The sequence below is a fragment of the Streptomyces sp. MST-110588 genome, assembly GCF_022695595.1.
Classification (GTDB): Bacteria; Actinomycetota; Actinomycetes; order Streptomycetales; family Streptomycetaceae; genus Streptomyces.
Genome location: NZ_CP074380.1, coordinates 2527505 through 2552583 on the forward strand (window position 1 = coordinate 2527505; position 25079 = coordinate 2552583).

Here is a 25079-nt window from a genome sequence, read left to right on the forward strand (position 1 = left end):
CCTGACTGCGCCGGGCCTCCGATCGACCGGTTGTCGGACGGACGGTGTCCCCCCGACCGCACATAGGGTGCGCACCGACCGCCCGGACGACCGGCCGATGTAGCTCCGGGCTGCGGTGCCGGACAGGCTGAGGGTCCTGTCCCGGCGCCGCGGCCCGCGGGTGTATCCGGGCGCGGTACGCCGAGCGCCCTCACGGCACCGGCGGCCGACGCGCCTTTACGGGGCGTCCGGCCAGGCAGCCATCGCCAGGTCGGCGACCTTCTCCAGCGTCGCGCGGTCCGCACCGTCCCTGGCCTGCTGCGACATCCCCTGCAACACGGTCGCGCTGTAGACCGCCAGGGCCCGCGCGTCGGTACCGGCGGGCAGTTCCCCGCGCTCTATGTCGGCGCCGATACGGCGGGCGAGCAGCTCGACGTTGTGCTGCCGGCGCTCCCGGAGGCCGTGCATCACCTCCTCGGACTGCGCCGTGCAGTTGGTCGCGGCCGAGATGACCATGCAGCCGCGGGGATAGCCGGGGAGCGTGTGGTGGGCCGCCGCCTCGCGGAGCATCCGGGCCACACCGCGGCGCGCGGTCGGCTCCTCCGCCAGCGCGCGGTCCACGAAGCCGCCGAACTCCCGGACGTAGGTCTCGATGGCCTCCTCGAACAGCGTCCGCTTGTCGCCGAAGGCGGCGTACAGGCTGGGCGCCTTGATTCCCATCGCCTCGGTCAGATGGGCGACGGAGACCGCCTCGTAGCCGTACTCCCAGAAGGCGCGCATCGCCTGCTCCAAAGCCGTCTCCCGGTCGAAGGACCGGGGCCTTCCGCGCTGTTTCGTCGCCATGCTCCAAATTCTATAGCGAGCGCTAGGAAAACTCTGCTAGGGTTTTTTGTGTAGCAACCGATACAGAAATCAGGGGGCGGCCATGCGCGCACTCACGGGCAGGACGGCATTGGTCACGGGCGGCAGCCGGGGCATCGGGCGGGCCGTGTCGCAGCGGCTCGCGCGGGACGGTGCGCGGGTGGCCGTGCACTACGGGCGGGATGAGGTGGCGGCGAAGGAGACGGTGACCGCGATCGAGGCCGCGGGCGGCCAGGCGTTCGCCGTCCGGGCCGAGCTGGGCGTGCCGGGCGACGCGCGAGCGTTGTGGGAGGCGTTCGACGCACAGGCCGACGGCCTGGACATCCTGGTGAACAACGCCGGCACGGACGGCCCGCGGGTTCCGATCGGCGAAGTGACGGAAGAGGGCTTCGACCGCGTCTTCGCGGTCAATGCGAAAGCTCCGTTCTTCGTGACCCAGGAAAGCCTGAAGCGGCTGCGGGACGGCGGCCGGATCATCAATGTGTCCACCGGCCTGACCCATGGCGCGGCGATGTCCGAGCTCATCGCCTATGCGATGACCAAGGGCGCGATCGACGTCTTCACCGCGACCCTCGCCAAGGACCTGGGCAAGCGCGGCATCACGGTCAACGCGGTGGCACCGGGCGCGATCGACACGGACATGAACGCGGGCTGGCTGCGCACCGACGAGGAGGCGTGGCAGGCCACCGCCGACATGTCCCCGCTGCGGCGGGTCGGTGAGCCTCGGGACATCGGTGACATCGTCGCCTTCCTGGCCTCCGACGACAGCCGCTGGGTCACGGGCCAGTGGATAGACGCCACGGGCGGCGCCCTCCTCTGAGCCCCGGCCACGGTGCCGCCGGCGACCGGGGCCGGGGTCGGCGGCCGGGGGCCGGGGTCGGCGGCCGGCCACCGCCGGGCGGCCGTACGACCAACGGCGTACGCGCCCCGGGCTCGCTCTGCGGACGCCCCGCCCAGGGGTCGGCTTGAGACATACGCACCGGGCCGCGGCCGGGGATGCCCGTATCCGGAGATGCACCCGAGGAAGGACGAGGAAGGAGGTGCCGCCAAAGAGCGGTGACCGAGCAACAAGCAACTCGTCGGCCGCTTCCGTGGTGGGGGCTGCTCGGCAGAATTCGGGGGTGATCGTAGGGCTTGGCTCGTCTGTGTCCTGTCCATGGCCGTTTCCCGGCCTCAGCCGCTCGGGCGTGGCGCAGGGACGGCGCCCAGACCACCGGCCACCGGCAGCCGGCTGCCGGGAGCGGGGGGGCAGGGAGCGGGTGCAGGGAGCGGCAGGAGGGCGCGAGCGCCGGACGGCGTCGCCGAGTTCGCCAGGTTCACCGGGTTCGCCAGGTTCACCGGGTTCGCCGGGTTCGCCGGGTTCGCCGGGTTCAAGAGCAGAGCAGCCTGGCGACTGCGTCAGGGGCGGTGGCTGTGTCGGGTCGGGTGCGCCGACGCGGTTGCGGGTGTTGTGGGCGGCGGCCGGGAGGCCGGTGGGTCGACTCGCACGGCTTACGGCGACCGGGACAGGGGTGCGCGGTCGGCTTCGATCCATTGGGCGGGGGGTGCGTGTCGATGTCGGCCCCGGTTGGGCCTTCCTCGTCCCGGGTGGCGTCCGTCACAGTGCCTGCGCCTGCCACCGCGGGGTGGTTGGATTGCTTCCATACGCCACCGTATGGAGGTGCCTGCCGCCGCTGCTCCAGACGATCGGGCGGCGCGGGCGCGCGCTCGTCCGGTGAGCTCACGCCGGGTGAGCTCTCGTCCGGCGCGCTCGCGTCCGATGGGCTCGCGGCAGCACGACGCCACGTGTGAGGAGTAGCTCATGGTTGATTCCACGTACCGTTCGCAGGCCCCCGAGGGGGTGCGTCACATTCCGGTGCCGCCCGACGTGCACGCACTCAGTACGCTCGCGCGGATCGATTACGAGAACGCCCTGGCCGTCGACCTCGGCGCGGCTCAAGGAGCCCGGGCACGCACGGCCGAGCAGTGGGCGCGGGCGGTCCTGGAGGGCGCGCCTGCCGACACACAGCGGGCGTTGACGCGGGGGTGGACGGCGCTCGGTCTACGGCTCGGCCCGTCGGCCCGGTCCGAAGGGCGTGTGCTCGGCTGGCCGGTACGGCACAGCACCGCGGACACCGTGCTCCTCGGCGCCGGGCCCACCCTCGGACTGCACGGCGAGCTGCTTTTCCAGCGCCGCAAGCACACCGTACTGCTGGCCACCTTCATCCAACTGGACGACGACGGGGCACGCACCCTGTGGACCGGTGCCGAGAGCCGGCATCCCTTGGTTCAGCAGCAACTTCTCGAACAGGCCGTCGCCCGGGCCATGGGGGCACCGGCCTGACCGGCGCCGGGCAGGGGCTCCCGGCTTGCGCCTCGCCAGCCGTGGCCGTACCGCCCCCCGTGGCGCCAGGTGTCCGTAAGGCCGGATCGGGCACCCGTAAAACCGGATATCGGACGAATGGCCGGGGCTGCGGCCGGAGGGGCGGAAGAGCGGGCGGTGGACGGTGGATGTACGGCCGGTGGACGGTTGAGGGGAGATAAAAGCGGGTGAAAGCGAACGGGTCCGCGGGCGAACGGCTCTGCTAGATTGGTCTATACCACCCGGATATCAGACCTTTTCTCCAGATCGGCAGGCTCAGCGTGGAAGTTGTCATAGTCCCGGACGCCGAGGCAGGCGGCGAGCTCATCGCGGAAGCCATGGCCGGCCTGCTGCGCCGCAAGCCCGACGCGCTGCTCGGCGTGGCCACCGGCTCCACTCCGCTGCCCATCTACCAGGCACTGGCCGCCAAGGTCCGTGACGGTCTGGTGGACTCCTCGCGCGCTCGCGTGTGCCAGCTCGACGAGTACGTCGGGCTGCCCGCCGGACACCCGGAGTCCTACCGCTCCGTGGTGCTGCGCGAGGTGATCCAGCCGCTCGGCCTGAGCGAGGAGTCGTTCATGGGGCCCGACGGCACCGCGGAGGACGTCCAGGGTGCCTGTGAGGCGTACGACCGGGCGCTGCGCGAGGCCGGCGGCGTGGACATCCAGTTGCTCGGCATCGGTACGGACGGGCACATCGGCTTCAACGAGCCGTGCTCCTCGCTCGCCTCCCGTACCCGCATCAAGACCCTCACGCAGCAGACCCGGGAGGACAACGCCCGGTTCTTCGACAGTCTGGACGAGGTCCCCCACCACGTCATCACCCAGGGCATCGGCACTATCCTGGAAGCCCGGCACCTGGTACTGCTGGCCACCGGCGAGGGCAAAGCGGAGGCCGTGGCCCAGGCCGTGGAGGGACCGGTCGCCGCGCTGGTGCCCGCCTCGGCGCTCCAGCTCCACCCGCACGCCACGGTCGTCGTGGACGAGGCGGCGGCCTCCAAGCTCAAGCTGGCCGACTACTTCCGCGCCACCTACGCCGCCAAGCCCGAGTGGCAGGGCCTGTAGCCGGGACGGCGGAAGAAGGACGGTGGCCCGCCGTGCGCTGGTGAGCGCACGGCGGGCCACCGGTGTCTGCGGATACGTACGGTAAGGGCACGCGGTGGGCCGGCCGTCCGGTCAGGGGGTGGGGGCGGTGATGAATTCCGCGGCAGCCTGGCCGCAGACGCGGGCCGCACCGTGGGTGGCGATGTGCAGGGCACCGGTCGGCGGGGCCTGGGGGACTCCCATTTCGACCACGATCGTGTCGGGGCGGGCGTCAACCAGGGCGGCGAGGGCGTCGGCCATCCAGGAGTGGCGGTGGACATCGCGGACCACCGCCACGATCCGGCGGTCCCCCGCCGCCCGCAGCACCTCCCCGGCCATCACATCCGGAGCGCTGTCGGCACCCGCACCACGGCCCGTACGAGCATTGCCCGCACCGTTCCCCTCCGCACCGTTGCCCTGCGCACCGTTCCCACTCGCACCGCTTCCTCCCGCGCTGAAGCGGCCCGTCGTGGTGCCGGGCAGGAGGTCGGTGAGGGCCGCGGACACGCCCCAGGGGGTTTCGTGGCCCACGGCGATGTTGGCGGCGGGGGAGAAAACGGCGACGTAGGCGGGGGCGGTCAGCGGGACGTACGGGGCCGGGGCCCGGTGGGTGACGCGCAGCGCGCGGCGGGCGGCGTTCAGGCCGGCCTCGGGCGCGGGTGCGGGCGCGGTCCCCGCCGCCGCGCCCGCACCCCGCGTCCAGCGCGCCAGGGCGCGCACCCGTGCCGCCGCCTCGGCGAGCCGTTCCTCCGGCAGTTCGCCCTCGCGTACCGCCGTGACCAGCGCGTCGCGCAGCCGCAGCACGATGTCCTCGTCCGCCCGTTCGCCGCCGACGCAGATCGCGTCGGCGCCCGCCGCGACGGCCAGGACGCTGCCGCGCTCGATGCCGTACGTGGCGGCGACGGCCTGCATCTCCATGGCGTCGGTGACGATCAGCCCGTCGAAGCCGAGGCCGCCTTCGGCGGCCGGTGCCCGTAGCAGGCCGGTCAGGACGTTGCGGCTGAGGGTGGCGGGCAGTGAGCCGTCCAGGGCGGGCAGCAGGATGTGGGCGCTCATCACGGCCCGGGTGCCGGCGGCGATCGCGGCCCGGAAGGGCGGCAGTTCGCGTTCCTGGAGGGTGTCCAGGTCGGCGGTGATACGCGGCAGGTGGTGGTGGGAGTCCACGGAGGTGTCGCCGTGGCCGGGGAAGTGCTTGGTGCAGGCGGCGACACCGGCGGACTGCAGGCCCTGGACGTAGGCGGCGGTGTGCCGGGCGACCAGGTGGGGGTCGGCGCCGAAGGAGCGTACGCCGATGACGGGGTTGCCGGGGTCGGAGTTGACGTCCGCGGAGGGCGCCCAGTTGAGGTTGACGCCGCACTCGGCCAGGCGCCGGCCCAGTTCGCCGGCGACCGCCCTGGTCAGGTCGGTGTCGTCGACCGCGCCGAGGGCGAGGTTGCCGGGGAAGGAGGAGCCGCCGCGCACTTCGAGCCGGGTGACGTCGCCGCCCTCCTCGTCGATGGCGACCAGGACGTCGGGGTGTTCGGCGCGCAGCCGGGCGGTGAGCGCGGCCACCTGCTCGGGCGAGGTGATGTTGCGGCCGAACAGGCCCACGGAGGCCAGGCCCTCGCCGAGCCGCCGCAGCAGCCAGTCGGGGGCGTCGGTTCCGGTGAAGCCGGGCTGCAGGACGGTCAGGGCGTCGCGGGTGAGGGTGTCGGTGCCACGGGTCATCGTCGTCATCGGGGGCTCATCCCTTCACGGCGCCGGCGGTCAGACCCGCGGCCATCTTGCGCTGGACGAGGAGGAACAGCACCACGATGGGGATGGCCATCATGGCCGAGCCGGCCATCATCGGGGCGTACTCGGTGCCGTTCTTGGTGGTGAAGTTGCCGAGCCAGACGGTGGCGGTCTGGTTCTGCTGACTCATGAGCATCAGCGCGTACAGGTACTCGTTCCACGCCTGGATGAAGCCGTAGACGGAGGTGGCGACCATGCCGGGGGCGAGCAGCGGGAAGACCACGCGCAGGAAGGCGCCGGTGCGGGTGCAGCCGTCGACCATGGCCGCTTCTTCCAGCTCCTTGGGGATGTTGACGATGAAGCCGCGCAGCGTCCAGACGGTGAAGGGGAGGATGAAGGTCAGGTACGTGATGATCAGGCCGGAGAGCTTGTCGTACTGGCCGAGGTCGTTCAGCAGCAGGAACACCGGGATGATCATGGCGACGAGCGGCACCATCTGCACCGCCAGGATGCCGACGATGACGACCTTGCGCCCGCGGAAGGCGAAGCGCGAGATGGCCAGGGCCGCGAGCATGCCGACGACGATGCCGATGGCCACCACGACGAGCGAGACGATCAGGCTGCGTCCGACCGGCCCCCAGAAGTCGGCGACGTCCATCGCCCGCGAGAAGTTCTCCAGGGTGAACGTCGTCGGGAAGAAGTGCGGGTTGGGGTCGATGGCGTCCTTGGCCGGTTTGAACGCGGTGTTGAGCATCCAGTAGACGGGGAAGCCGGCGGTGAGGAAGACACACAGGCCCAGCAGGTTCCAGCCGAGCTTGGTCCTCCCTCGGCGGCGGGGGGCGACGGGGGCCACCCGGCGGGGGGGCGGGCGCCGGGGCTGCCGTGGGCGCGCCGTCGTGTCCGAGCGCTGTGCTCACTCGACTTCTCCGATCTTGAGCATCTGACGCATGTAGACGGCGACCACGCCCAGCAGCAGAAGGACGGTGATCAGGGCGATCGCCGAGCCCCCGGAGTAGTCGTTGACCACGAACGCCTTGTCGTAGGAGTAGGTGGTCAGAAGCTGGAACTCGGGTTCGGGGTGGCCGCCGCGCATCACGAAGACCTGCGGGAAGACGCCCATGTCCCAGATCACCGAGAGGGTGGTGAGCATGACGAGGACGGGCTTGAGGATGGGCAGCGTGACGTAGCGGAAGACGCCGAAGGAGCCGGCGCCGTCGAGCCGGGCGGCCTCCTCCAGTTCCTTGGGGACCTGGGTGAGTCCGGCGCTGAGGGTGATGACGACGAACGGTACGGCGCCCCAGACCACCAGCAGCATGATCACGGCGAGTCCCTGCGGGCCGCTGGCGAACCAGTTGTGGCCGATGAGTTCGACGCCGGGCAGCTTGCTCAGCAGCCAGTTCAGGACCCCGTAGTCACTGTCGAACATCCACTTGAAGATGGTCGTCGCGACGATGATGGGCATGCCCCAGCTCGCCACGAGCGCGATGTTGACCAGCGTCTTCACCCAGCCGGACACCCGCTGGAGCAGCAGGGCGATCAGCATGCCCAGGACCATCGTGAAGATCACCGAGCCGCCGGCGAAGAGGAGGGTCCGCAGCACGACGGCCCAGAACTCCCGGTCGCCGAGGATGGTGGTGAAGTTGTCCAGGCCGGCCGACTCGGCCTCCTGGAAACCCCACAACTGCCCCTGGCCGAACTTCTGGAAGGAGAGGGTGACCAGCCGCACCAGCGGATAGCCGAGGACCAGCACCAGGACCAGCAGGCACGGGGCGAGCAGCGCCCAGGGAGTGGCGGCGCCGCCCTTGCCGGACCGCTTGCCGGCCGTCCCCGGCTTCCCCGGGCCCTGCGGCTTGCCCGGCCGTGCTCCCGGCGCCGGTGACCGCCGGGCCGACGGCCCCGTGGCGGTGGTTGTCTCTGCGGCACTCATCGCGCGCTCCTCAGCCGTCCCTCTCGTGGTACGGGCAGCAGGGCCCCGCCGGCGGACGGGGCCCTGTCACCAGGTCACTTGTTGTTGATGACCTTGTCGATCGCCGCGTCGGTCTCCTTGGCGGCGTCCTCGACGGACTGCTTGCCGGTGCCGATGGCCTGCAGCATCTTCTGGAGGAGCTGGCCCTTTTCGACCTGGCCCCAGCCCGGCGCCATCGGGACGAACCAACTGCTTTCGGCGGCGGTGGCCGGGACCCTGGTCTTCGGGTCCGACTTCAGGGTCGCCAGGTCCTTCTTGTTGTTGGGCAGGTTGTTCTTGGCGATCAGGCCCTTCTGCCCCTTGGCGCCGGTGAAGGCGTTGATCCACTCGGCCGCGGCGGCCTGGGCGTCGGACTTGACCGGGATGGCGAGGTCGGAACCGCCGAGGAAGACGGGGATGTTCTTGCCGGAGGGGCCGGGCATCACGAAGTTCTCCAGCTTGTCGGCGAGCTTGCCGACCTTGTCGTTCTTCTTCAGGGCGGCGGTGTCGCCCTCCCAGCCGGCCCCGAAGATCATCGCGGACTTGCCCTGGCCGTAGACGATGGGGCGGTCGGCCTCGTCCTTGGTCTTGTCACCGTGCATGTAGGTGTCCAGGACCGACTTGTAGTCCTTCAGGCCCTTGAGGGATTCGGGCGAGGAGAGGTTGGACTTCCACTTGCCGCCCTCCTCCTTGGCGATGGAGCCGCCCGCGTCGTACACGAAGGACATCGCCGCGTACCAGTCGCGGGAGGGCTGGTACCAGGCGCTGAAGCCGTCGCCGCGCTTCTCCTGGATCTTGTCCAGGGCGTCAGTCAGTTCCTTGTAGGTCTTGGGAGCGGTCTTGATCCCGGCCTCGGCGGCGATGTCCTTGCGCCAGGTCGCCAGCCGGCCGCCCGCGTAGTACGGCACGCCGTAGGTCTTGCCCTGGTACGTGACGGACTGCTTGAGGCCGTCCAGCCAGGCGTCGGAGTTGTCGAACTTCGTGGGGTCGACGGGGGCGAAGGCGCCCTTGACCATGTAGCTGAGCATCTCGGTGTTGCCCATCTCGACGACGTCGGGGGCCTTGTCCGTGGCCAGTACGGCGTCGAGCTTGGCGGGCTTGTCGGGCCAGCCGTAGTACTCGTGCTTGATGGTCATGCCGGGGTGCTTCTTGGTCACGGCGTCATCGGCGGCCTTGACGAGTTCGGGCCAGTTGTTCTGCGCGTCGACCGTGAGCCAGACGGTCAGCTCCTTGGTGTCCGCGGCGGACGTGCCCTTGCCGTCCCCGCCGCCGCACGCCGCGACGCCGGCCATCATGCCCGCGACACCGATCGCCGCGATGAGCTTGCGCTTCATGTCACCCTCCTCAAGGGATGCCAGCAACCCCCACCCACAACGACGATGACAACGGACTGCTCGTGGGACTGGGACCTGGTCTTTAATGGTGTAGACCAGTACGGGGAGCTTGGACTAGACCTATTGGCGTGTCAAGGGTGGGCAGGAGCGGCCGTAGCGTCCGTTATCGGACCGACATCTGCCACCCCGGTCACCGCGCTGTGGCCTAGACCAACTCGGGTCTCCACGGTGTATAAGAAGGATCGAGCTCCCAGGCGCCCTGAACGCGTTCACGGGGCCGAACCGTGTCACGATGTGAGCCGCGGCCGACGCGTCATGTGGGCGTCGGCGCAGGAGCCGGGAAGGCGGAGCATGAGCACCGACGCCAGCAGTGCGGGCAACGAGGGCGGAGCCGGCGTTCGCACCGCGCGCGTGCCCAAGTACTACCACCTCAAACGGCACTTGCTGGACATGACCCGGACCCTGGCGCCCGGCACCCCGGTCCCCCCGGAGCGCACCCTCGCCGCCGAGTTCGACACCTCACGTACGACCGTGCGTCAGGCCCTCCAGGAACTGGTCGTCGAAGGGCGCCTGGAACGCATCCAGGGCAAGGGCACCTTCGTCGCCAAACCCAAGGTCTCCCAGGCCCTCCAGCTCACCTCCTACACCGAGGACATGCGGGCCCAGGGCCTGGAACCCGCCTCCCAGTTGCTGGACATCGGCTACATCACCGCGGATGACACTCTCGCCGCGCTGCTGGACATCTCCCTGGGCGGGCGGGTGCTGCGCATCGAACGGCTGCGGCTGGCCAGCGGCGAGCCGATGGCCATCGAGGCGACCCACCTGTCGGCCAAGCGCTTCCCCGCGCTGCGCCGTTCCCTGGTGAAGTACACCTCGCTCTACACGGCGCTGGCCGAGGTCTACGACGTCCATCTGGCCGAGGCCGAGGAGACCATCGAGACCTCGCTGGCCACGCCCCGCGAGGCCGGTCTGCTGGGCACCGACGTGGGCCTGCCGATGCTGATGCTCTCCCGGCACTCCCTGGACAAGGACGGCAGGCCGGTGGAGTGGGTACGGTCGGTCTACCGGGGCGACCGCTACAAGTTCGTCGCCCGCCTCCAGCGCCCGGCCGGCTGAGGGACGTACGGGCTCCTGCGCGTACGGGCCCGTGCATCTGCGGGACGCCCCGCGCACCGCCCGGCCACGCCACCGTACGGGGCGGGGCGCGGCACCCTTCCCCGCCCCGTGGTTCCTGCTCTACGGTCCTTGCGTCGTCGTCGACGGGAGGACGTCCGGTGCGCACCGCGAACGCTGCCAGTCCCGCACACCCCGGCGAACCGCGAAGTCCCCGCCGCCCCGGGGCGATCGCCGGCTGGGCCGCCGTCGCCCTGCTCGGCGCCACCGGCTGGACCCTGCTCGCCCTCTCCCGCGGCGAGACGGTCTCGGCCGCCTGGATGGTCGCCGCCGCGCTGGGCTCGTACGCCATCGCCTACCGCTTCTACGCGCGCTGGATCGCCCGGCGCGCGCTGCGGGTGGACGCGACCCGGGCGACCCCGGCCGAGCGCCTCAACGACGGCGTCGACTTCCACCCCACCGACCGCCGGGTGCTGCTGGGCCACCACTTCGCGGCCATCGCGGGCGCCGGCCCGCTGGTCGGCCCGGTGCTCGCCGCGCAGATGGGCTATCTCCCCGGCACCATCTGGATCATCGCCGGTGTCATCTTCGCGGGCGCCGTACAGGACATGGTGGTGCTGTTCTTCTCCACCCGGCGCGACGGCAGGTCGCTGGGGCAGATGGCGCGCGAGGAGATCGGCCCGTTCGGCGGCGCGGCGGCGCTGCTCGCGGCCTTCGCCATCATGATCATCCTGCTCGGGGTGCTGGCGCTGGTCGTCGTCAACGCCCTCGCCCAGTCCCCCTGGGGCACGTTCTCCCTCGCCATGACCATCCCCATCGCCCTGCTGATGGGCTTCTACCTGCGGGTCCTGCGTCCGGGGAGGGTCACCGAGGTCTCCCTGATCGGCGTGGCGCTGCTGCTGCTCGCGCTGGTGGCGGGCCGCTGGGTGGCGCAGTCCTCCTGGGCGGACGCCTTCACCCTGAAGCCCGGGACACTGGTGATCTGGCTGGTGGCGTACGGGTTCATCGCCTCCGTACTGCCCGTGTGGACGCTGCTGGCACCGCGCGACTACCTCTCCACCTTCCTGAAGATCGGCACGATCGGGCTGCTGGCGGTGGGCGTGCTGATCGCCCTGCCGGACCTGCGGATGGACGCGGTGACCCACTTCGCCGGCCGCGGTGACGGGCCGGTCTTCGCCGGGGCGCTGTTCCCCTTCGTCTTCATCACCATCGCCTGCGGCGCGCTCTCCGGCTTCCACTCGCTGATCTCCTCCGGCACCACACCCAAGATGATCCAGAAGGAGACCCAGATCCGGATGATCGGCTACGGCTCCATGCTGATGGAGTCGTTCGTGGCGGTCATGGCGCTGGTGGCCGCGTGCATCATCGACCCGGGCCTGTACTTCGCGATGAACGCCCCCTCGGGAGTCATCGGGGAGACCGTACGGTCGGCCTCACAGGCGGTGGCGCACCTGGGATACACCATCTCCCCCGAGCAGTTGGCCGCCGCGGCCAAGGCGGTGGAGGAGCACACCCTGCTGTCCCGTACGGGCGGCGCGCCCACCCTGGCCATCGGTGTGGCGGAGATCTTCTCCCGGGTCGTGGGCGGCAGCGGGACGAAGGCGTTCTGGTACCACTTCGCGATCATGTTCGAGGCGCTGTTCATCCTGACGGCGCTGGACGCGGGCACCCGCGTGGGCCGCTTCATGCTCCAGGACATGCTCGGCAACCTCTACCGCCCCTTCCGCCGGGTGAGCTGGAAGCCGGGCGCCTGGCTGACCAGCGCCGCCGTGGTCGCCCTGTGGGGCTACTTCCTGTGGGTGGGGGTCCATGAACCGCTCGGCGGGATCAACCAGCTCTTCCCCGTCTTCGGCATCGCCAACCAGTTGCTGGCGGCTGTGGCGCTGGCCGTCTGCACCACCCTGCTGGTGAAGTCAGGCCGCCTGAAGTGGGCCTGGATCACCGGTGTTCCGCTCCTGTGGGACGCGGCGGTGACGCTCACCGCGAGCTGGCAGAAGGTCTTCTCCGGCGACCCGCGCGTCGGCTTCTTCACCCAGCGCTCGGTCTACCAGGACGCCATCGACGCCGGGAAGGTCCTGCCGCCCGCCAAGACCATGGACGACATGCACACCGTGGTCACCAACTCCACGGTGGACGGCGTGGTCTCGGCGGTGCTCGCGCTGCTGATCGTGGTGGTCATCGCGGACGCCGCGCGGGTGTGCGTGAGGCATGTACGCAACCCCGGCGCGACACGGCTGAGCGAGGCGCCGTACGTCGCCTCGCGGATCACCGCACCGGCCGGGCTGGTCGCCTCCAGGCGGGAGAAGGAGGCGGGGGCCGAACTCACGGCAGCGGAAAGGCGGGCGCCATGACGGCCCCGCCGCGCCGATAGTTGCCGTACCGATATACGGACAGGTAGTGACGCGCGCCACGGCCCTGGCCTAGATTTCCTGCCCATCACGCGGAAGATCGCAAAGGGAACGCCGGGAAACACCAGGGAACGGAGCCACGGCCATGCCAGAGCCAGCGGTAACACCACATTCCGGCCCGGGACCCGGCTTTGGCCGCGGACCGGTCGTCACCCCCTCGCGCGTGGTGGCCGGGCTGTGCCTGCTGGCTCCGTTCGTGGCGATGCTGTGGGTCGGCTCGTACGCGAAGGTGGAACCCACGCTCGCCGGCATCCCGTTCTTCTACTGGTACCAGATGCTGTGGGTGCTGATCTCCACCGCGCTCACCGCGGTCGCCTACCAGCTCGTACGGCGTGAGCAGCGCGCCCGCAAGCAAGGCGGGGCGCGGTGAAGGACGGCGTCAACGGCGTCGCGCTCGCCGTCTTCATCTTCTTCTTCCTGGCCGTGACGGTCATGGGCTTCATGGCCGCGCGCTGGCGCCGCGCCGAGCAGTCGGACAACCTCGACGAATGGGGCCTGGGCGGACGCAGTTTCGGCACCTGGGTGACCTGGTTCCTGCTGGGCGGCGACCTCTACACCGCGTACACCTTCGTGGCCGTACCGGCGGCGATCTACGCGGCGGGCGCGGCGGGCTTCTTCGCGGTCCCCTACACGATCCTCGTCTACCCGCTGATCTTCACCTTCCTGCCCCGCCTGTGGTCGGTGTCGCACAAGCACGGGTACGTCACCACCTCGGACTTCGTACGCGGCCGGTTCGGCTCCAAGGGCCTGTCGCTGGCCATCGCACTGACCGGCATCCTCGCCACGATGCCCTACATCGCCCTCCAACTGGTCGGCATCCAGGCCGTACTGGACGTGATGGGCGTCGGGGGCGGCGAGAACACCAACTGGTTCGTCAAGGACCTGCCGCTGCTGATCGCCTTCGGTGTGCTGGCCGCGTACACCTACTCTTCGGGACTGCGCGCGCCCGCACTGATCGCCTTCGTCAAGGACGGGCTGATCTACCTGGTCATCGTGGTCGCCGTCATCTACATCCCGATCAAGCTCGGCGGCTTCGACCAGATCTTCCACGCGGCGGGCAAAGCCTTCGAACAGACCAGCCCGGCCACCGGGAAACCGCGCGGCGAGCTGGTCAGCGGCCCCAACGCGCAGTGGGCGTACGCGACATTGGCCCTCGGCTCGGCCCTGGCACTGTTCATGTACCCCCACTCCATCACCGCCACCCTTTCCTCCCGCAGCCGCGAGGTCATCCGCCGCAACACCACCATCCTGCCGCTGTACTCCCTGATGCTGGGCCTGCTGGCACTGCTCGGCTTCATGGCCATCGCGGCCGGGATCAAGGTCACCAACGGCCAGTTGGCGATCCCGCAGCTCTTCGAGTCGATGTTCCCCGACTGGTTCGCGGGCGTGGCGTTCGCCGCGATCGGCATCGGCGCGCTGGTCCCCGCGGCCATCATGTCGATCGCCGCCGCCAACCTCTTCACCCGCAACATCTACAAGGACTTCCTCAAGCCGGGCGCCACCCCCGCCCAGGAGCACAAGGTCGCCAAACTCGTCTCGCTGCTGGTGAAGGTCGGCGCGCTGGTCTTCGTCCTGACCATGGACAAGACGGTCGCGATCAACTTCCAGTTGCTCGGCGGCATCTGGATCCTGCAGACCATGCCCGCGCTGGTCGGCGGCCTGTTCACCCGCTGGTTCCACCGCTGGGCCCTGCTGGCCGGCTGGGCGGCCGGCATGGTGTACGGCACGGCCGCGGCGTACGGGGTGGCCAGCCCCACCCAGAAGCACTTCGGCGGCTCCAGCACCGAGATCCCCGGGACCGGCGAGATCGGCTACATCGGCCTGACGGCCTTCGTCCTGAACGTCGTGGTGACCGTGGTCCTCACCCTCGTCCTGCGCGCCCTGAAGGCCCCGGCCGGCACCGACGAGACGCGCCCGGAGGACTACACCGCCGACGCGGGCGACCCCGGCGTCCAGGTCGACCTCCCGCCGGCCACAGCGGGAGTCCCGGCGGGCCACTGACCCGCGACCGCACCCGAACGGGCCGCCGCACCCAAGAGGTACGGCGGCCCGCCCCTGTGGACCAGGTGTCCCGCTACCGCCGCGCTCGTTCCACGGTTTCCGGATCACCGAGTGGGGCCCCGATGGCCGACGGAAGGCATCCGGAGCCAATACCGTCTCCCGGGTCACGGTCAACGCGCGCGAGGGCCGCCGCGTCCGCAATACGCCCGCTGCATCAGGCGCGGCCACATCGCCGCTCCGGCGCAACTGTGGGAATACCGCACCAAGACAGCAGGAAGTTCCCGGGAGAACGACACAAGATATGGGGCTGCGTGCGGGGCGCGGCACAAGATGTATGCTCGTGCTCGCTGTCGTCGCAGGGGAATCCGGTGCGAATCCGGAACTGTCCCGCAACGGTGTACGAGTGCGTATTTAAGCACCCGCGAGTCCGAGGACCTGTACGACGGTACGCCCGCGCCACCACCGGCGCGGCCGTTGACGTCCGGGCCTCGTGGGTTGGGCCGGTGGACGCTGCGCGGTGTGCCCGCGCCCCGGCACGTCCGGGAGCGCCGCCACGCCCGTACGCGCCCCGCGCCCCCTCCCTCAAGGCCCCCGCCGAGTGAGGGAGAGCAGCACGTGACCATCGCGCCAACGGAGCCCGCTTCAGCCGCCGAGGTCGACCGGCCCGCGAAGGCCACGGACGCCGCGCCCGGCCCCCAGGGACCGCAGGACGCCCGGACGGCCGGCGACGGGCCCGGCGCCGCGCTGCTGCGTACCCTCACCGACCTCACCGCCGACCTGACCGCCACCGACCCCGGAAAGGTCGCCGCCGCCGCGCTGCGGGGCCGCCACGCCGGCTCCGACGAGGCCGAGCTGAGGTCGCTGGCCATGGAGGCGGCGGCCGGCCTGATCGGTGACGAGCCGCAGTACTCCAAGCTCGCCGCCCGGCTGCTGACCCTGGCCATCGCGGAGGAGGCGGCCGAGGAGGGGGCGGTCGCCTTCTCCGCCTCCGTCGCCACCGGCCACCGCGAGGGCCTGATCGGCGACGAGACGGCCGCGTTCGTACGGACCCACGCGGCCCGACTGGACGCGCTGGTCGAGCAGGCGCTGGCGGACGGCGCGGACGACCGCTTCGGCTACTTCGGGCTGCGCACCCTGTACTCGCGCTACCTGCTGCGCCACCCGATCTCCCGCCGGGTCATCGAGACCCCGCAGCACTTCCTGCTGCGGGTGGCCTGCGGCCTGGCCGAGGACGACAGCGAGCGGGCGCTGGCGGACGTCGCCGAGCTGTACCGCCTGACCAGCACGCTGTCCTACCTGCCGTCCTCCCCCACGCTGTTCAACTCCGGCACCCGGCACCCGCAGATGTCCTCCTGCTATCTGCTGGACTCCCCGCTGGACGAGCTGGACTCGATCTACGACCGCTACCACCAGGTCGCCCGGCTCTCCAAGCACGCCGGCGGCATCGGCCTGTCCTACTCCCGGGTGCGCGCCCGCGGTTCGCTGATCCGCGGCACCAACGGGCACTCCAACGGCATCGTGCCGTTCCTGCGCACCCTGGACGCCTCGGTCGCGGCCGTCAACCAGGGCGGCCGGCGCAAGGGCGCGGCCTGCGTCTACCTGGAGACCTGGCACGCCGACATCGAGGAGTTCCTCGAACTGCGCGACAACACGGGCGAGGAGGCCCGGCGCACCCACAACCTGAACATCGCGCACTGGATCCCGGACGAGTTCATGCGCCGGGTGGAGGCCGACGCCGACTGGTCGCTGTTCTCCCCCGTCGACACCCCGGAGCTGGTGGACCTGTGGGGCGAGGAGTTCGACGCCGCGTACCGCAGGGCCGAGGCCGAGGGCAAGGCCGTCAAGCAGGTCCCGGCCCGGGTCCTGTACGCCCGGATGATGCGCACCCTGGCGCAGACCGGCAACGGCTGGATGACGTTCAAGGACGCCGCCAACCGCACCGCCAACCAGACCGCCGAGCCCGGCCGGGTCGTGCACTCCTCCAACCTGTGCACCGAGATCCTTGAGGTCACCGACGACGGCGAGACGGCCGTGTGCAACCTCGGCTCGGTCAACCTGGCCGCCCACCTGGGCGACAACGGCGAGATGGACTGGGAGCGGCTGGACGCCACCGTCCGTACGGCCGTCACCTTCCTCGACCGTGTCGTGGACATCAACTTCTACCCGACCGAGCAGGCCGGCGCCTCCAACTCCCGCTGGCGCCCGGTGGGTCTGGGCCTGATGGGCCTCCAGGACGTCTTCTTCCGGCTGCGGCTGCGCTTCGACTCCCCCGAGGCCAAGGAGCTGTCCACCCGTATCTCCGAGCGCATCATGCTCGCCGCGTACGAGGCGTCCGCCGACCTCGCCGAGCGGCACGGCCCGCACCCGGCCTGGTCCGCGACCCGTACGGCCCGCGGCGTGCTGCACCCCGACCACTACCCGAACGCCGAGCCGCGCTGGGCGGACCGCTGGGACGCGCTGCGGACCCGTATCGCGGCGACCGGGATGCGCAACTCGCTGCTGCTGGCGATCGCGCCGACCGCCACCATCGCCTCCATCGCCGGCGTGTACGAGTGCATCGAGCCGCAGGTCTCCAACCTGTTCAAGCGCGAGACGCTGAGCGGCGAGTTCCTCCAGGTCAACGCCTACCTGATCGAGGAGCTGAAGGCGCTGGGGATGTGGGACGCCCGCACCCGTGACGCGCTGCGTGAGGGCAACGGCTCGGTGCAGGACCTGGAGTGGATTCCCGAGGAGATCCGCGCCCTGTACCGCACGGCCTGGGAGATCCCGCAGCGCGCGCTGATCGACATGGCGGCGGCCCGTACGCCCTACCTCGACCAGAGCCAGTCGCTGAACCTCTTCATGGCCTCGCCGACCATCGGCAAGCTCAGCTCGATGTACGCCTACGCCTGGAAGAACGGCATCAAGACCACGTACTACCTGCGCTCGCGCCCGGCGACCCGGATCGCCCAGTCCGCGCGCGGCGCCGACGCGGGTGCGCGCAGTGCTCCCGTACCCGCTCAGGCGGCCGACCCCGAGGCCGTCGCCTGCTCCCTGGAAAACCCCGAGTCCTGCGAGGCGTGCCAGTAACCATGACGACCGCACCCGAAAAGCCCGAAGAGAACGCCGCCTCCCACAAGAGCGCCGCCGCCACCCACACGGCCACCACCGGCGCGAAGAACCTCCTCGACCCGGGCTTCGAGCTGACCCTGCGCCCCATGCGCTACCCCGACTTCTACGACCGCTACCGGGACGCGATCAAGAACACCTGGACCGTGGAGGAGGTCGACCTCCACTCCGACGTCGCCGACCTCGCCAAGCTCTCCCCCGGCGAGCAGCACCTGATCGGCCGGCTGGTGGCGTTCTTCGCCACCGGCGACTCGATCGTGGCCAACAACCTCGTGCTGACCCTGTACAAGCACATCAACTCCCCCGAGGCGCGGCTGTACCTCTCGCGGCAGCTCTTCGAGGAGGCGGTGCACGTCCAGTTCTACCTGACGCTGCTGGACACCTACCTGCCCGATCCGGAGGACCGCGCCGCCGCGTTCGCCGCGGTGGAGAACATCCCCTCCATCCGGGAGAAGGCCGAGTTCTGCTTCAAGTGGATGGACTCGGTCGAGAGCATCGACCGGCTGGAGAGCAAGGCCGACCGCCGCCGCTTCCTGCTCAATCTGATCTGCTTCGCGGCCTGCATCGAGGGGCTGTTCTTCTACGGCGCGTTCGCGTACGTGTACTGGTTCCGCTCGCGCGGACTGCTGCACGGCCTGGCCACCGGCACCAACTGGGTCTTCCGCGACGAGACGATGCACATGGACTTCGCGTTCTCGGTCGTGGACACCGTGCGCGAGGAGGAGCCGGAGCTCTTCGACGACAAGCTGGAGCAGCAGGTCACCGACATGCTCAAGGAGGCCGTCGAGGCGGAGCTGCAGTTCGGCCGCGACCTGTGCGGTGACGGCCTGCCGGGCATGAACACCGAGTCGATGCGCGAGTACCTCCAGTGCGTGGCCGACCAGCGGCTGCAGCGCCTGGGCTTCGCGCCCGTGTACGGCTCGCAGAACCCGTTCTCCTTCATGGAGCTGCAGAACGTCCAGGAGCTGACCAACTTCTTCGAGCGCCGGGCCTCGGCCTACCAGGTCGCGGTCGAGGGCTCGGTCTCCTTCGACGACGAGTTCTAGACGCGGGCCGTACGCGCATACGTACGTGTACGTGTACGTACGAGGGCGGGCCCGGGGATGATCCCCGGGCCCGCCCTCCTTCGTGCGTACGTATCCCTGCCGTCAGTCGTTGGCGACGTCAGTCGTTGGCGACGACGGGGTAGCGCGGCTCGCGCTCGGCCATCTGCTTCAGGGCGTCCTTGCGGTCGCGCTTGGAGAGCCGGTCGATGTACAGGTAGCCGTACAGGTGGTCGGTCTCGTGCTGGAGGCAGCGGGCGAAGTAGCCGGTGCCGCGGACCGTGATCGGGTTGCCCTGGGCGTCCTGGCCGCGCACGACCGCGTAGTCGGGGCGCGCGAGCGGGGCGTACGCGCCGGGCACCGACAGGCAGCCCTCGTTGGAGTCGTCCAGCACCCGGCGCTCGACCGGCACCTCCTCCAGGACCGGGTTGCACACCGCGCCGACGTGCCGCACGCCCTCGTCGTCCATGCAGTCGTAGACGAAGACCTTCAGGTCCACACCAATCTGGTTGGCGGCCAGGCCCACGCCCTCGGCGGTGCGCTGGCTGGCGAACATGTCGTCGATGAGCTGCGCAAGCTTGTCGTCGAACTCCGTGACGTCCTTGCACTCCTTGTGCAGCACCGGGTTGCCGACGACGGTGATCGGGCGGGAGGTGCCCCGCTCGCGGTGCGCCTTCTCGCGCGCGTCCGCGTCCGTGATGTCGTCGACGAACCCGTCGTTCACCTGCTGCTCGTCGTCCTGGTCAAAAACGGGCTGCTGCGCCATGTCCGCCGTACGCCTTCCTGAAACCCCGAGAAAACCCTGATAGTCGCCCTACAGCCTACGGGGACGCGCCGGGTCTCTCCCCGACATCCTCAGCACACCTCTTCGAGGTCACGCCACTCGCGGGTGTCCGGGCTGTCCGCCACCCAGCCGTCCAGCAGGCCCCTGACCAGGGCGGCGGGCGCCGCGATGCCGCATTCGCGCTCCGGCACCCACAGCGAGCCGGAGCCCGCCGTGCGGTGGCCCAGCGGCCCGGGGTGGCCCGGCTCACTGTGGTCGTGGGGGTCCAGGTGCTCGCCGTCGCCCTCGTCGCTGGGCATCCGGCTCTCCGAGCACGTACGGCACAGCAGCCGCACCGAGGAGGACCAGTCCTCCGCCGCAAAGCCGGCCTCGGCCGCCAGGCGCTCCAGGGCGTCCCTGTCGGCCTCCGTGGCGGCCTCCAGGAGCACCACCCAGGTGGGGACCGGGGAGGGTGCCCACAGCTCGATCTCGTCGAACACCGGGAAGGACGGGCCCGCCGCGGTCGTCCGCTCGCCGTTGGGCACGCCGTCGTGCAGCACCACCTCGCCCCAGCGCCGCCCGGAGGACGGCAGCGGGATGGACAGCACCTCCATCCGCGCCGGGTCCAGCCGACGGCCCCATACGACCTCGGCCTCGCCCTCGGGCGAGAGCCGCACGGCCGCGCTGCCCAGTTCCATGTCCACCGGCTCGCCGGAGGGCGATCCCTCGGCGGGGACCTTCAGGCCGTACGCCTGCCAGGCCCGGCGGGCCAGCGGCCAGTCCTGGAGGGCGGTGGCCGCGATGCCCACGTTCCACCAGTCCGGGGCGCCGCTCGCCCGGTCCAGGAGGGCGACCGCGCGCAGTCCGGCGGCCCGCGCCTGTTCCCAGTCGTGCCGGAATTTGTGCAGCAGCGCGAGGTTGAACCAGGACTCCGAGAGCCATGGCTCCATGTCCGCGGCCCGGGTCAACAGCGCTCCCGCGTCCTCGTAACGGCCGTCGCCGATCAGCGTGAAAGCCCGGTCGGTCGCCTGTCGCCACGAGGCGGAGGGCCGGTGCCGTACCTTGCCGAAGATCCTCACGATTCCCGCCTGCTGGTTGCTCTCTTGGCGCCGTCCTGGGGGTGTCCCGGACGGTGTCCGGGGGCCTACTCGACAACCTGCCACAGATTGCCGTCGGGCTCAGCCCGGTCGCTGTGCCCGCCGCGGCTCCTTGTCCCGCGCCGCCCCCGAATCCCCCTTCGTGGGGGTTCCTTCGCATCCAACCATGCCCATCTCGCGGGCCGCTCATTACCCATGGGTTCCGTGACCTTCGCCGGATTCACCCGCGGCCTGTCGCGGGGGCCGCCCCGGGGTGGACGGGCGGCCGGTGGCGGGCGGGGCGGCGGCGCCGGCCGCGGGGCAGCCGTACCCGGGCTTTCCGGGGGCCTTCCGCGTGTCGTACGGACCGGGGCAAGGGCGCCGGTGGCCGGGTTTGTGCAGGTGGGAGTGGGTACGACCGGGTGGCAGCAGGAATGTGTGAGGCACTGGCGGGCCGCTCGGGGCGGCCCGTCGCACCCCGGCTCCGGGGCCGGCCGGCCGCCCGGTCAACACGGTCCACCGCGGGGAGTACGGTGCCGCGGGCCTGGGCCCGGGGCGGCGCCTCGACGGCGGACGGCTCGTACTCCTGCGCGGTACCGGCCACGGCCGTTCCGGGGAGCGCGAGCGGTTCCCCCGGGCCACCGCCCGCGCACGCCCCGCCCTGACGCCCCTTCAGCCGGTACGGACCGGACAACGGCCGGGCGGACAGGCCGGGTTCGGCCCCGGCGACAGGGCGCCGGGTCCGGTCACCGGCGCCGTCATCACGGCGTCCGGCCCTCACCCCTTGAGGTGATGTGGTGCGTTATTCGGCCCGCGCGGCCCCGGACCCTGCATCAAGGGTGGCGTCCGCACCGCCGGCCCCCGACGCACCCGTGGCACCGGCCGCCGTCCCCGGAGCGCCGACCGCACCCGCCGAACCTACCGCGTCCTGTACGGACTTGGCGACAGCCGCCGTAGCCTCACCGGCCGCGCCGGACACCCGCTGCTGCCCGGCCCGCTCCTGCTCGGCCCGCTGCTGCTCGGCCCGCTGCCGGGCGGCCTGCTCCTGCTTGGCCTGCTCCAGCACGCTCTGCTCGGGCACCGTCTCGCCCGCCCGGATCATCTCGATCCGGCCCATGACCTTCGACCGCAGGTCGGTCGGTACGTCGTCGTGGCCGCAGCAGCGCTTGACCAGCTTCTTGACGGCCTGTTCGAGCCCGTACTTCTCCAGGCAGGGAGAGCATTCGTCGATGTGCACCTGGAACTTCTCGCACTCTCCGGCGGGCATCTCCCGGTCGAGATACTCGTACAGGTGGTCGAGGACCTCTGAGCAGTCCTTCTCGTGCGGCTCTCCGCAGCTCATGATCCCGAGCCTTTCCGATCGTGCGGCCCCGACGCGTGCGTGGCCTGCGTACTCGCAGCGCCTGCCCCCGCCGGGACGAGCCCGCGCTCACGGGCGTAGTCCTCCAGCATGCCGCGCAGTTGGCGCCGGCCGCGGTGCAGACGGGACATCACCGTGCCGATGGGTGTACCCATGATGTCCGCGATCTCCTTGTACGCAAACCCCTCTACGTCCGCCAGATAGACCGCGATACGGAATTCCTCGGGGATGGCCTGAAGGGCCGCCTTGACATCGGAATCCGGCAGGTGGTCCAGCGCCTGCGACTCGGCCGAGCGCAGCCCCGTGGACATGTGCGACTCGGCGCGCGCGAGCTGCCAGTCCTCGATCTCCTCGGCGGCGCTGCGCTGGGGCTCCCGCTGCTTCTTGCGGTAGGAGTTGATGAAGGTGTTGGTCAGGATGCGGTACAGCCACGCCTTGAGGTTGGTGCCCTCCCGGAACTGGTGGAAGGACGCGTACGCCTTCGCGTACGTCTCCTGCACCAGGTCCTCCGCATCGGCCGGGTTGCGCGTCATGCGCAGCGCGGCCGAATACATCTGGTCCAGGAAGGTGAGGGCGTCCCGCTCGAAGCGCGCGTTGCGCTCGGCGGCGGACTCCTTCGCCTGGTCCCGGCTCTCAGAGTGTTCCCCTGCCGTGCCATCGGTCCCTGCGTCGGTCCCAGTGACCGGACCCACCTCCTCCAACACCGTGACGGACCCGGAAGCGGACCCGCTCGAATCGGAGAATAGACGACGATCCGGCCCCGCCGCCGCTCCAGCCATGGCGGGCTGCGCCATCTGCAGCGATGACCACTGCAGGTCAGCGGCCTGCGGGCGGGCCGGGCAAGCGATTCCCATGCGGCGGACTCCCCTTCTGGATGTTCCTGCTGTTCTCTGTAGGACCTACGCCTGGCACAACAGCCGCACCCGGCCCGTCATTCCCCGCGCCGGGACGCTTTCCGCGCCATGATCCTGACGGCGCCATGGTCCTGACGGTGGGAGCGCCACAGTCCTCCCGACCGCGGGAGCGTCACGAACGGTCCCGACCGCGGGAGCGTCACGAAGCGGCCGGGGTACGGGCCGTACGCGCCAGGTCCCGCACGGTGTCCTCCTCCACCAGCTCCGCGTTGATCCCGATGGCGGCGTGCGCGCCCGCGCCGGCCGCGGTGACGAGCTGCGCGGTGGGGTCCACCACGTTCCCCGCCGCCCACACCCCGGGCACCGACGTACGGCCGGCCCCGTCCGCCTCGGGCCAGCCCTCCTGCGTACGCGCACAGCCCAGCCCGTCCAGCAGACCGCCGCGGGAGGCGAAGCGCGGGGTGACGAAGACGGCGCGGCGCGGGACCAGCCGCCCGTCGGCCAGCTCGACGCCGTGCAGCCGGTCCGCCACCACGGCCACCCGGCGCACCTCACCGTCGACCACCCGTACGCCGCGTGCCGCCAGCCGCCGCCGCGCGTTCGCGTCGGCGCCGGTGGTGTGGGTGAACAGGACGGTGTCGGGCGACCACTGGCGCAGGTGCAGCGCCTCCTCGATGGAGCACTGCTGGGTGGCCAGGACGCCCAGCGGCTGGTCCCTGACCTCGTACCCGTGGCAGTACGGGCAGTACAAAACGTCGCGCCCCCAGCGCTCGCGCACTCCCGGGAGGCCGGGCAGTTCGTCCCGCAGCCCGGCGGCGACCAGCAGCCGCCGCGCGGCCAGCCGGCGCCCGTCACCGAGCCGGACCACGAAGCCCCCGTCCCGGCGCCGGGCGCTCCGGGCGGTGCCGTCGATCAGCTCCGCGCCGTAGGAGGCCACCTCGGCGCGGCCGGCCGCGAGCAGTTCGCCGGGCGGGGTGCCGTCGCGGGAGAGGAAGCCGTGGACATGGCCGGCGGCGGCGTTGCGCGGGGTGGCGGAGTCGACGACGGCGACCGAGCGGCGGGCCCGCGCCAGTGTCAGGGCCGCGCTGAGCCCGGCCGGGCCGCCGCCGACCACGACGACGTCGCGCACCGGCCCGGCACCGCCGGCGCCTTCCTCGGGGAACCTCTCGTCGGCGCCCATGCGGTCAAGGGGTGCCCGTAGGAGGGGCGGACAAACGCCTGGCCGCCGCGGCAAGGGTGCCGACGGCAGCGGCAGCGGCAGCGGCTCAGCCGAACAGGCCGGTCAACCACTCCCCCGCCGCGTCCGTGAGCACGGCCATCGCCTCCGCCTCCCCGATGTCCGCCTTCTTCGGTACGGCGAAACCGTGGTCCCCGTAGGGCACCTCGACGATCTCCGTACCTTCGGGGAATTCCGCGGGGCCGCCGAACGGGTCCCGGCCCCCCTGCACCACCAGTGTGGGCACCCCGGCCGCCGTCAGCTCCGCCGCCCGGGACTTCTCCGGCCGGCCCGGCGGGTGCAGCGGGAAGCTCAGCGCCAGTACGGCGTGCGCGCCCAGCTCGCGCGCCGTACGGCAGGCGACCCGCGCCCCCGCACTGCGTCCGCCCGCGACCACCGGCAGCCCCGGCTCCTCCAGTACGGGCCACAGCGCGGTCCACGCCGCGTCCAGGGTCCTGGGCGCGGGCGCCACCTTCTTCCCGGCCACCCGCCACGGCTGCTCGACCAGCGCCACGCCGAACCCGCGCGCGGGCAGCGCGGCGGCCAGCGCCCGCAGGTCCCGCGCCTCGATGCCGCCGCCGGCGCCGTGGCCCAAGGCCAGTACGGCGCGCGCCTGGTGCGCCCGGTACCAGGTGATCCGGGCCTCGCCGGCCGGCGTCGGCACCGTGACCACGGCGTCCGCCGTAACGGCCGTATCCGCCGTAACGGCCGCATCGGCCGCATCCGGCGTAGGAGCTGCCTGCGCTGCCCGCGCCGTACGAGCCGTGTGCCCCGCCCGCGCCGTACGAGCCGTGTCCGCCGTGGGTGCCGTCTTCGCCGTCCGTGCCGCGTTCATGACCCCATCCTGCCCCGCCGCCCCCGGCGCGCGGCCATCGGACACCG

At 71.2% G+C, this 25079-nt stretch carries 19 protein-coding genes, 1 pseudogene and 1 riboswitch; of the genes and pseudogenes, 9 read left to right on the top strand and 11 right to left on the bottom strand.

Annotated elements, in window-relative coordinates; all coding sequences use genetic code 11:
- Positions 1-216 precede the first annotated feature (216 nt).
- Positions 217-822 carry a TetR/AcrR family transcriptional regulator gene (locus tag KGS77_RS11005; protein ID WP_242580622.1) on the bottom strand — a complete coding sequence of 202 codons (606 nt, stop codon included), beginning with the start codon at positions 820-822 and terminating at the stop codon, positions 217-219.
- Between the two features lie 82 nt (positions 823-904).
- On the opposite strand from KGS77_RS11005, the gene KGS77_RS11010 reads away from it, so the two are divergent.
- The 3 genes from KGS77_RS11010 to nagB all read left to right on the top strand — a co-directional run bounded on the left by KGS77_RS11010 (position 905) and on the right by nagB (position 4245).
- Complete coding sequence (locus tag KGS77_RS11010) at positions 905-1660, top strand: SDR family oxidoreductase (RefSeq protein WP_242580624.1); 756 nt, start codon at positions 905-907, stop codon at positions 1658-1660.
- Between the two features lie 981 nt (positions 1661-2641).
- Entirely contained in the window at positions 2642-3163 is a 522-nt protein-coding gene (locus KGS77_RS11020) for a hypothetical protein (protein WP_242580627.1), read from the top strand.
- Positions 3164-3462: 299 nt separating this feature from the next.
- Entirely contained in the window at positions 3463-4245 is a 783-nt protein-coding gene (gene nagB, locus KGS77_RS11025; protein ID WP_242580630.1) for a glucosamine-6-phosphate deaminase, read from the top strand.
- 111 nt (positions 4246-4356) lie between these two features.
- Here the strand turns inward: nagB and KGS77_RS11030 are convergent, their stop codons facing one another.
- The 4 genes from KGS77_RS11030 to KGS77_RS11045 form a co-directional block, all read right to left on the bottom strand.
- A complete protein-coding gene (locus KGS77_RS11030) occupies positions 4357-5979 on the bottom strand; it encodes a glycoside hydrolase family 3 protein (protein ID WP_242580632.1) in 1623 nt (540 codons plus the stop codon).
- Between the two features lie 7 nt (positions 5980-5986).
- Positions 5987-6829, bottom strand: a complete 843-nt coding sequence (locus KGS77_RS11035; protein WP_242580635.1) for a carbohydrate ABC transporter permease — start codon at positions 6827-6829, stop codon at positions 5987-5989.
- A 60-nt stretch (positions 6830-6889) separates the two neighbouring features.
- A complete protein-coding gene (locus KGS77_RS11040) occupies positions 6890-7903 on the bottom strand; it encodes a sugar ABC transporter permease (protein WP_242580637.1) in 1014 nt (337 codons plus the stop codon).
- A gap of 74 nt (positions 7904-7977) precedes the next feature.
- Positions 7978-9255: an extracellular solute-binding protein gene (locus KGS77_RS11045; protein WP_242580639.1), complete on the bottom strand. Its 1278-nt coding sequence runs from the start codon at positions 9253-9255 to the stop codon at positions 7978-7980.
- A gap of 351 nt (positions 9256-9606) precedes the next feature.
- On the opposite strand from KGS77_RS11045, the gene KGS77_RS11050 reads away from it, so the two are divergent.
- The 6 genes from KGS77_RS11050 to KGS77_RS11075 all read left to right on the top strand — a co-directional run bounded on the left by KGS77_RS11050 (position 9607) and on the right by KGS77_RS11075 (position 18931).
- The gene (locus tag KGS77_RS11050) at positions 9607-10371 is read left to right on the top strand and encodes a GntR family transcriptional regulator (protein ID WP_242580640.1); all 765 of its coding nucleotides are present in this window, start codon (positions 9607-9609) and stop codon (positions 10369-10371) included.
- 227 nt (positions 10372-10598) lie between these two features.
- Entirely contained in the window at positions 10599-12719 is a 2121-nt protein-coding gene (locus KGS77_RS11055; protein ID WP_242587417.1) for a carbon starvation CstA family protein, read from the top strand.
- A gap of 142 nt (positions 12720-12861) precedes the next feature.
- Positions 12862-13146 carry a DUF3311 domain-containing protein gene (locus KGS77_RS11060; protein ID WP_242580641.1) on the top strand — a complete coding sequence of 95 codons (285 nt, stop codon included), beginning with the start codon at positions 12862-12864 and terminating at the stop codon, positions 13144-13146.
- Positions 13143-14777, top strand: coding sequence for a sodium:solute symporter (locus tag KGS77_RS11065; protein WP_242580642.1), 1635 nt, complete (start codon positions 13143-13145; stop codon positions 14775-14777). Before KGS77_RS11060 ends, KGS77_RS11065 begins: the two co-directional genes overlap by 4 nt.
- 323 nt (positions 14778-15100) lie before the next feature.
- Positions 15101-15235, top strand: a riboswitch (cobalamin riboswitch).
- A gap of 157 nt (positions 15236-15392) precedes the next feature.
- Positions 15393-17846 carry a ribonucleoside-diphosphate reductase subunit alpha gene (locus KGS77_RS11070; protein WP_242580643.1) on the top strand — a complete coding sequence of 818 codons (2454 nt, stop codon included), beginning with the start codon at positions 15393-15395 and terminating at the stop codon, positions 17844-17846.
- A 2-nt stretch (positions 17847-17848) separates the two neighbouring features.
- Positions 17849-18931, top strand: a complete 1083-nt coding sequence (locus tag KGS77_RS11075; RefSeq protein ID WP_242580644.1) for a ribonucleotide-diphosphate reductase subunit beta — start codon at positions 17849-17851, stop codon at positions 18929-18931.
- A gap of 118 nt (positions 18932-19049) precedes the next feature.
- Here the strand turns inward: KGS77_RS11075 and def are convergent, their stop codons facing one another.
- The 6 genes and pseudogenes from def to KGS77_RS11105 all read right to left on the bottom strand — a co-directional run bounded on the left by def (position 19050) and on the right by KGS77_RS11105 (position 24870).
- A complete protein-coding gene (gene def / locus KGS77_RS11080; RefSeq protein ID WP_242580645.1) occupies positions 19050-19694 on the bottom strand; it encodes a peptide deformylase in 645 nt (214 codons plus the stop codon).
- A gap of 89 nt (positions 19695-19783) precedes the next feature.
- Positions 19784-20770 carry a hypothetical protein gene (locus KGS77_RS11085; protein WP_242580647.1) on the bottom strand — a complete coding sequence of 329 codons (987 nt, stop codon included), beginning with the start codon at positions 20768-20770 and terminating at the stop codon, positions 19784-19786.
- Between the two features lie 1066 nt (positions 20771-21836).
- Positions 21837-22109, bottom strand: a pseudogene (rsrA, locus tag KGS77_RS11090) (mycothiol system anti-sigma-R factor); the annotation flags it as partial.
- A complete protein-coding gene (locus KGS77_RS11095; RefSeq protein WP_242580649.1) occupies positions 22106-22819 on the bottom strand; it encodes a sigma-70 family RNA polymerase sigma factor in 714 nt (237 codons plus the stop codon). The gene KGS77_RS11095 and the pseudogene rsrA, both read right to left, overlap by 4 nt.
- Before the next feature lie 361 nt (positions 22820-23180).
- Positions 23181-24161, bottom strand: a complete 981-nt coding sequence (locus KGS77_RS11100; RefSeq protein ID WP_242580650.1) for an NAD(P)/FAD-dependent oxidoreductase — start codon at positions 24159-24161, stop codon at positions 23181-23183.
- Between the two features lie 85 nt (positions 24162-24246).
- Positions 24247-24870 carry an alpha/beta family hydrolase gene (locus KGS77_RS11105; RefSeq protein ID WP_242580651.1) on the bottom strand — a complete coding sequence of 208 codons (624 nt, stop codon included), beginning with the start codon at positions 24868-24870 and terminating at the stop codon, positions 24247-24249.
- Positions 24871-25079 lie beyond the last annotated feature (209 nt).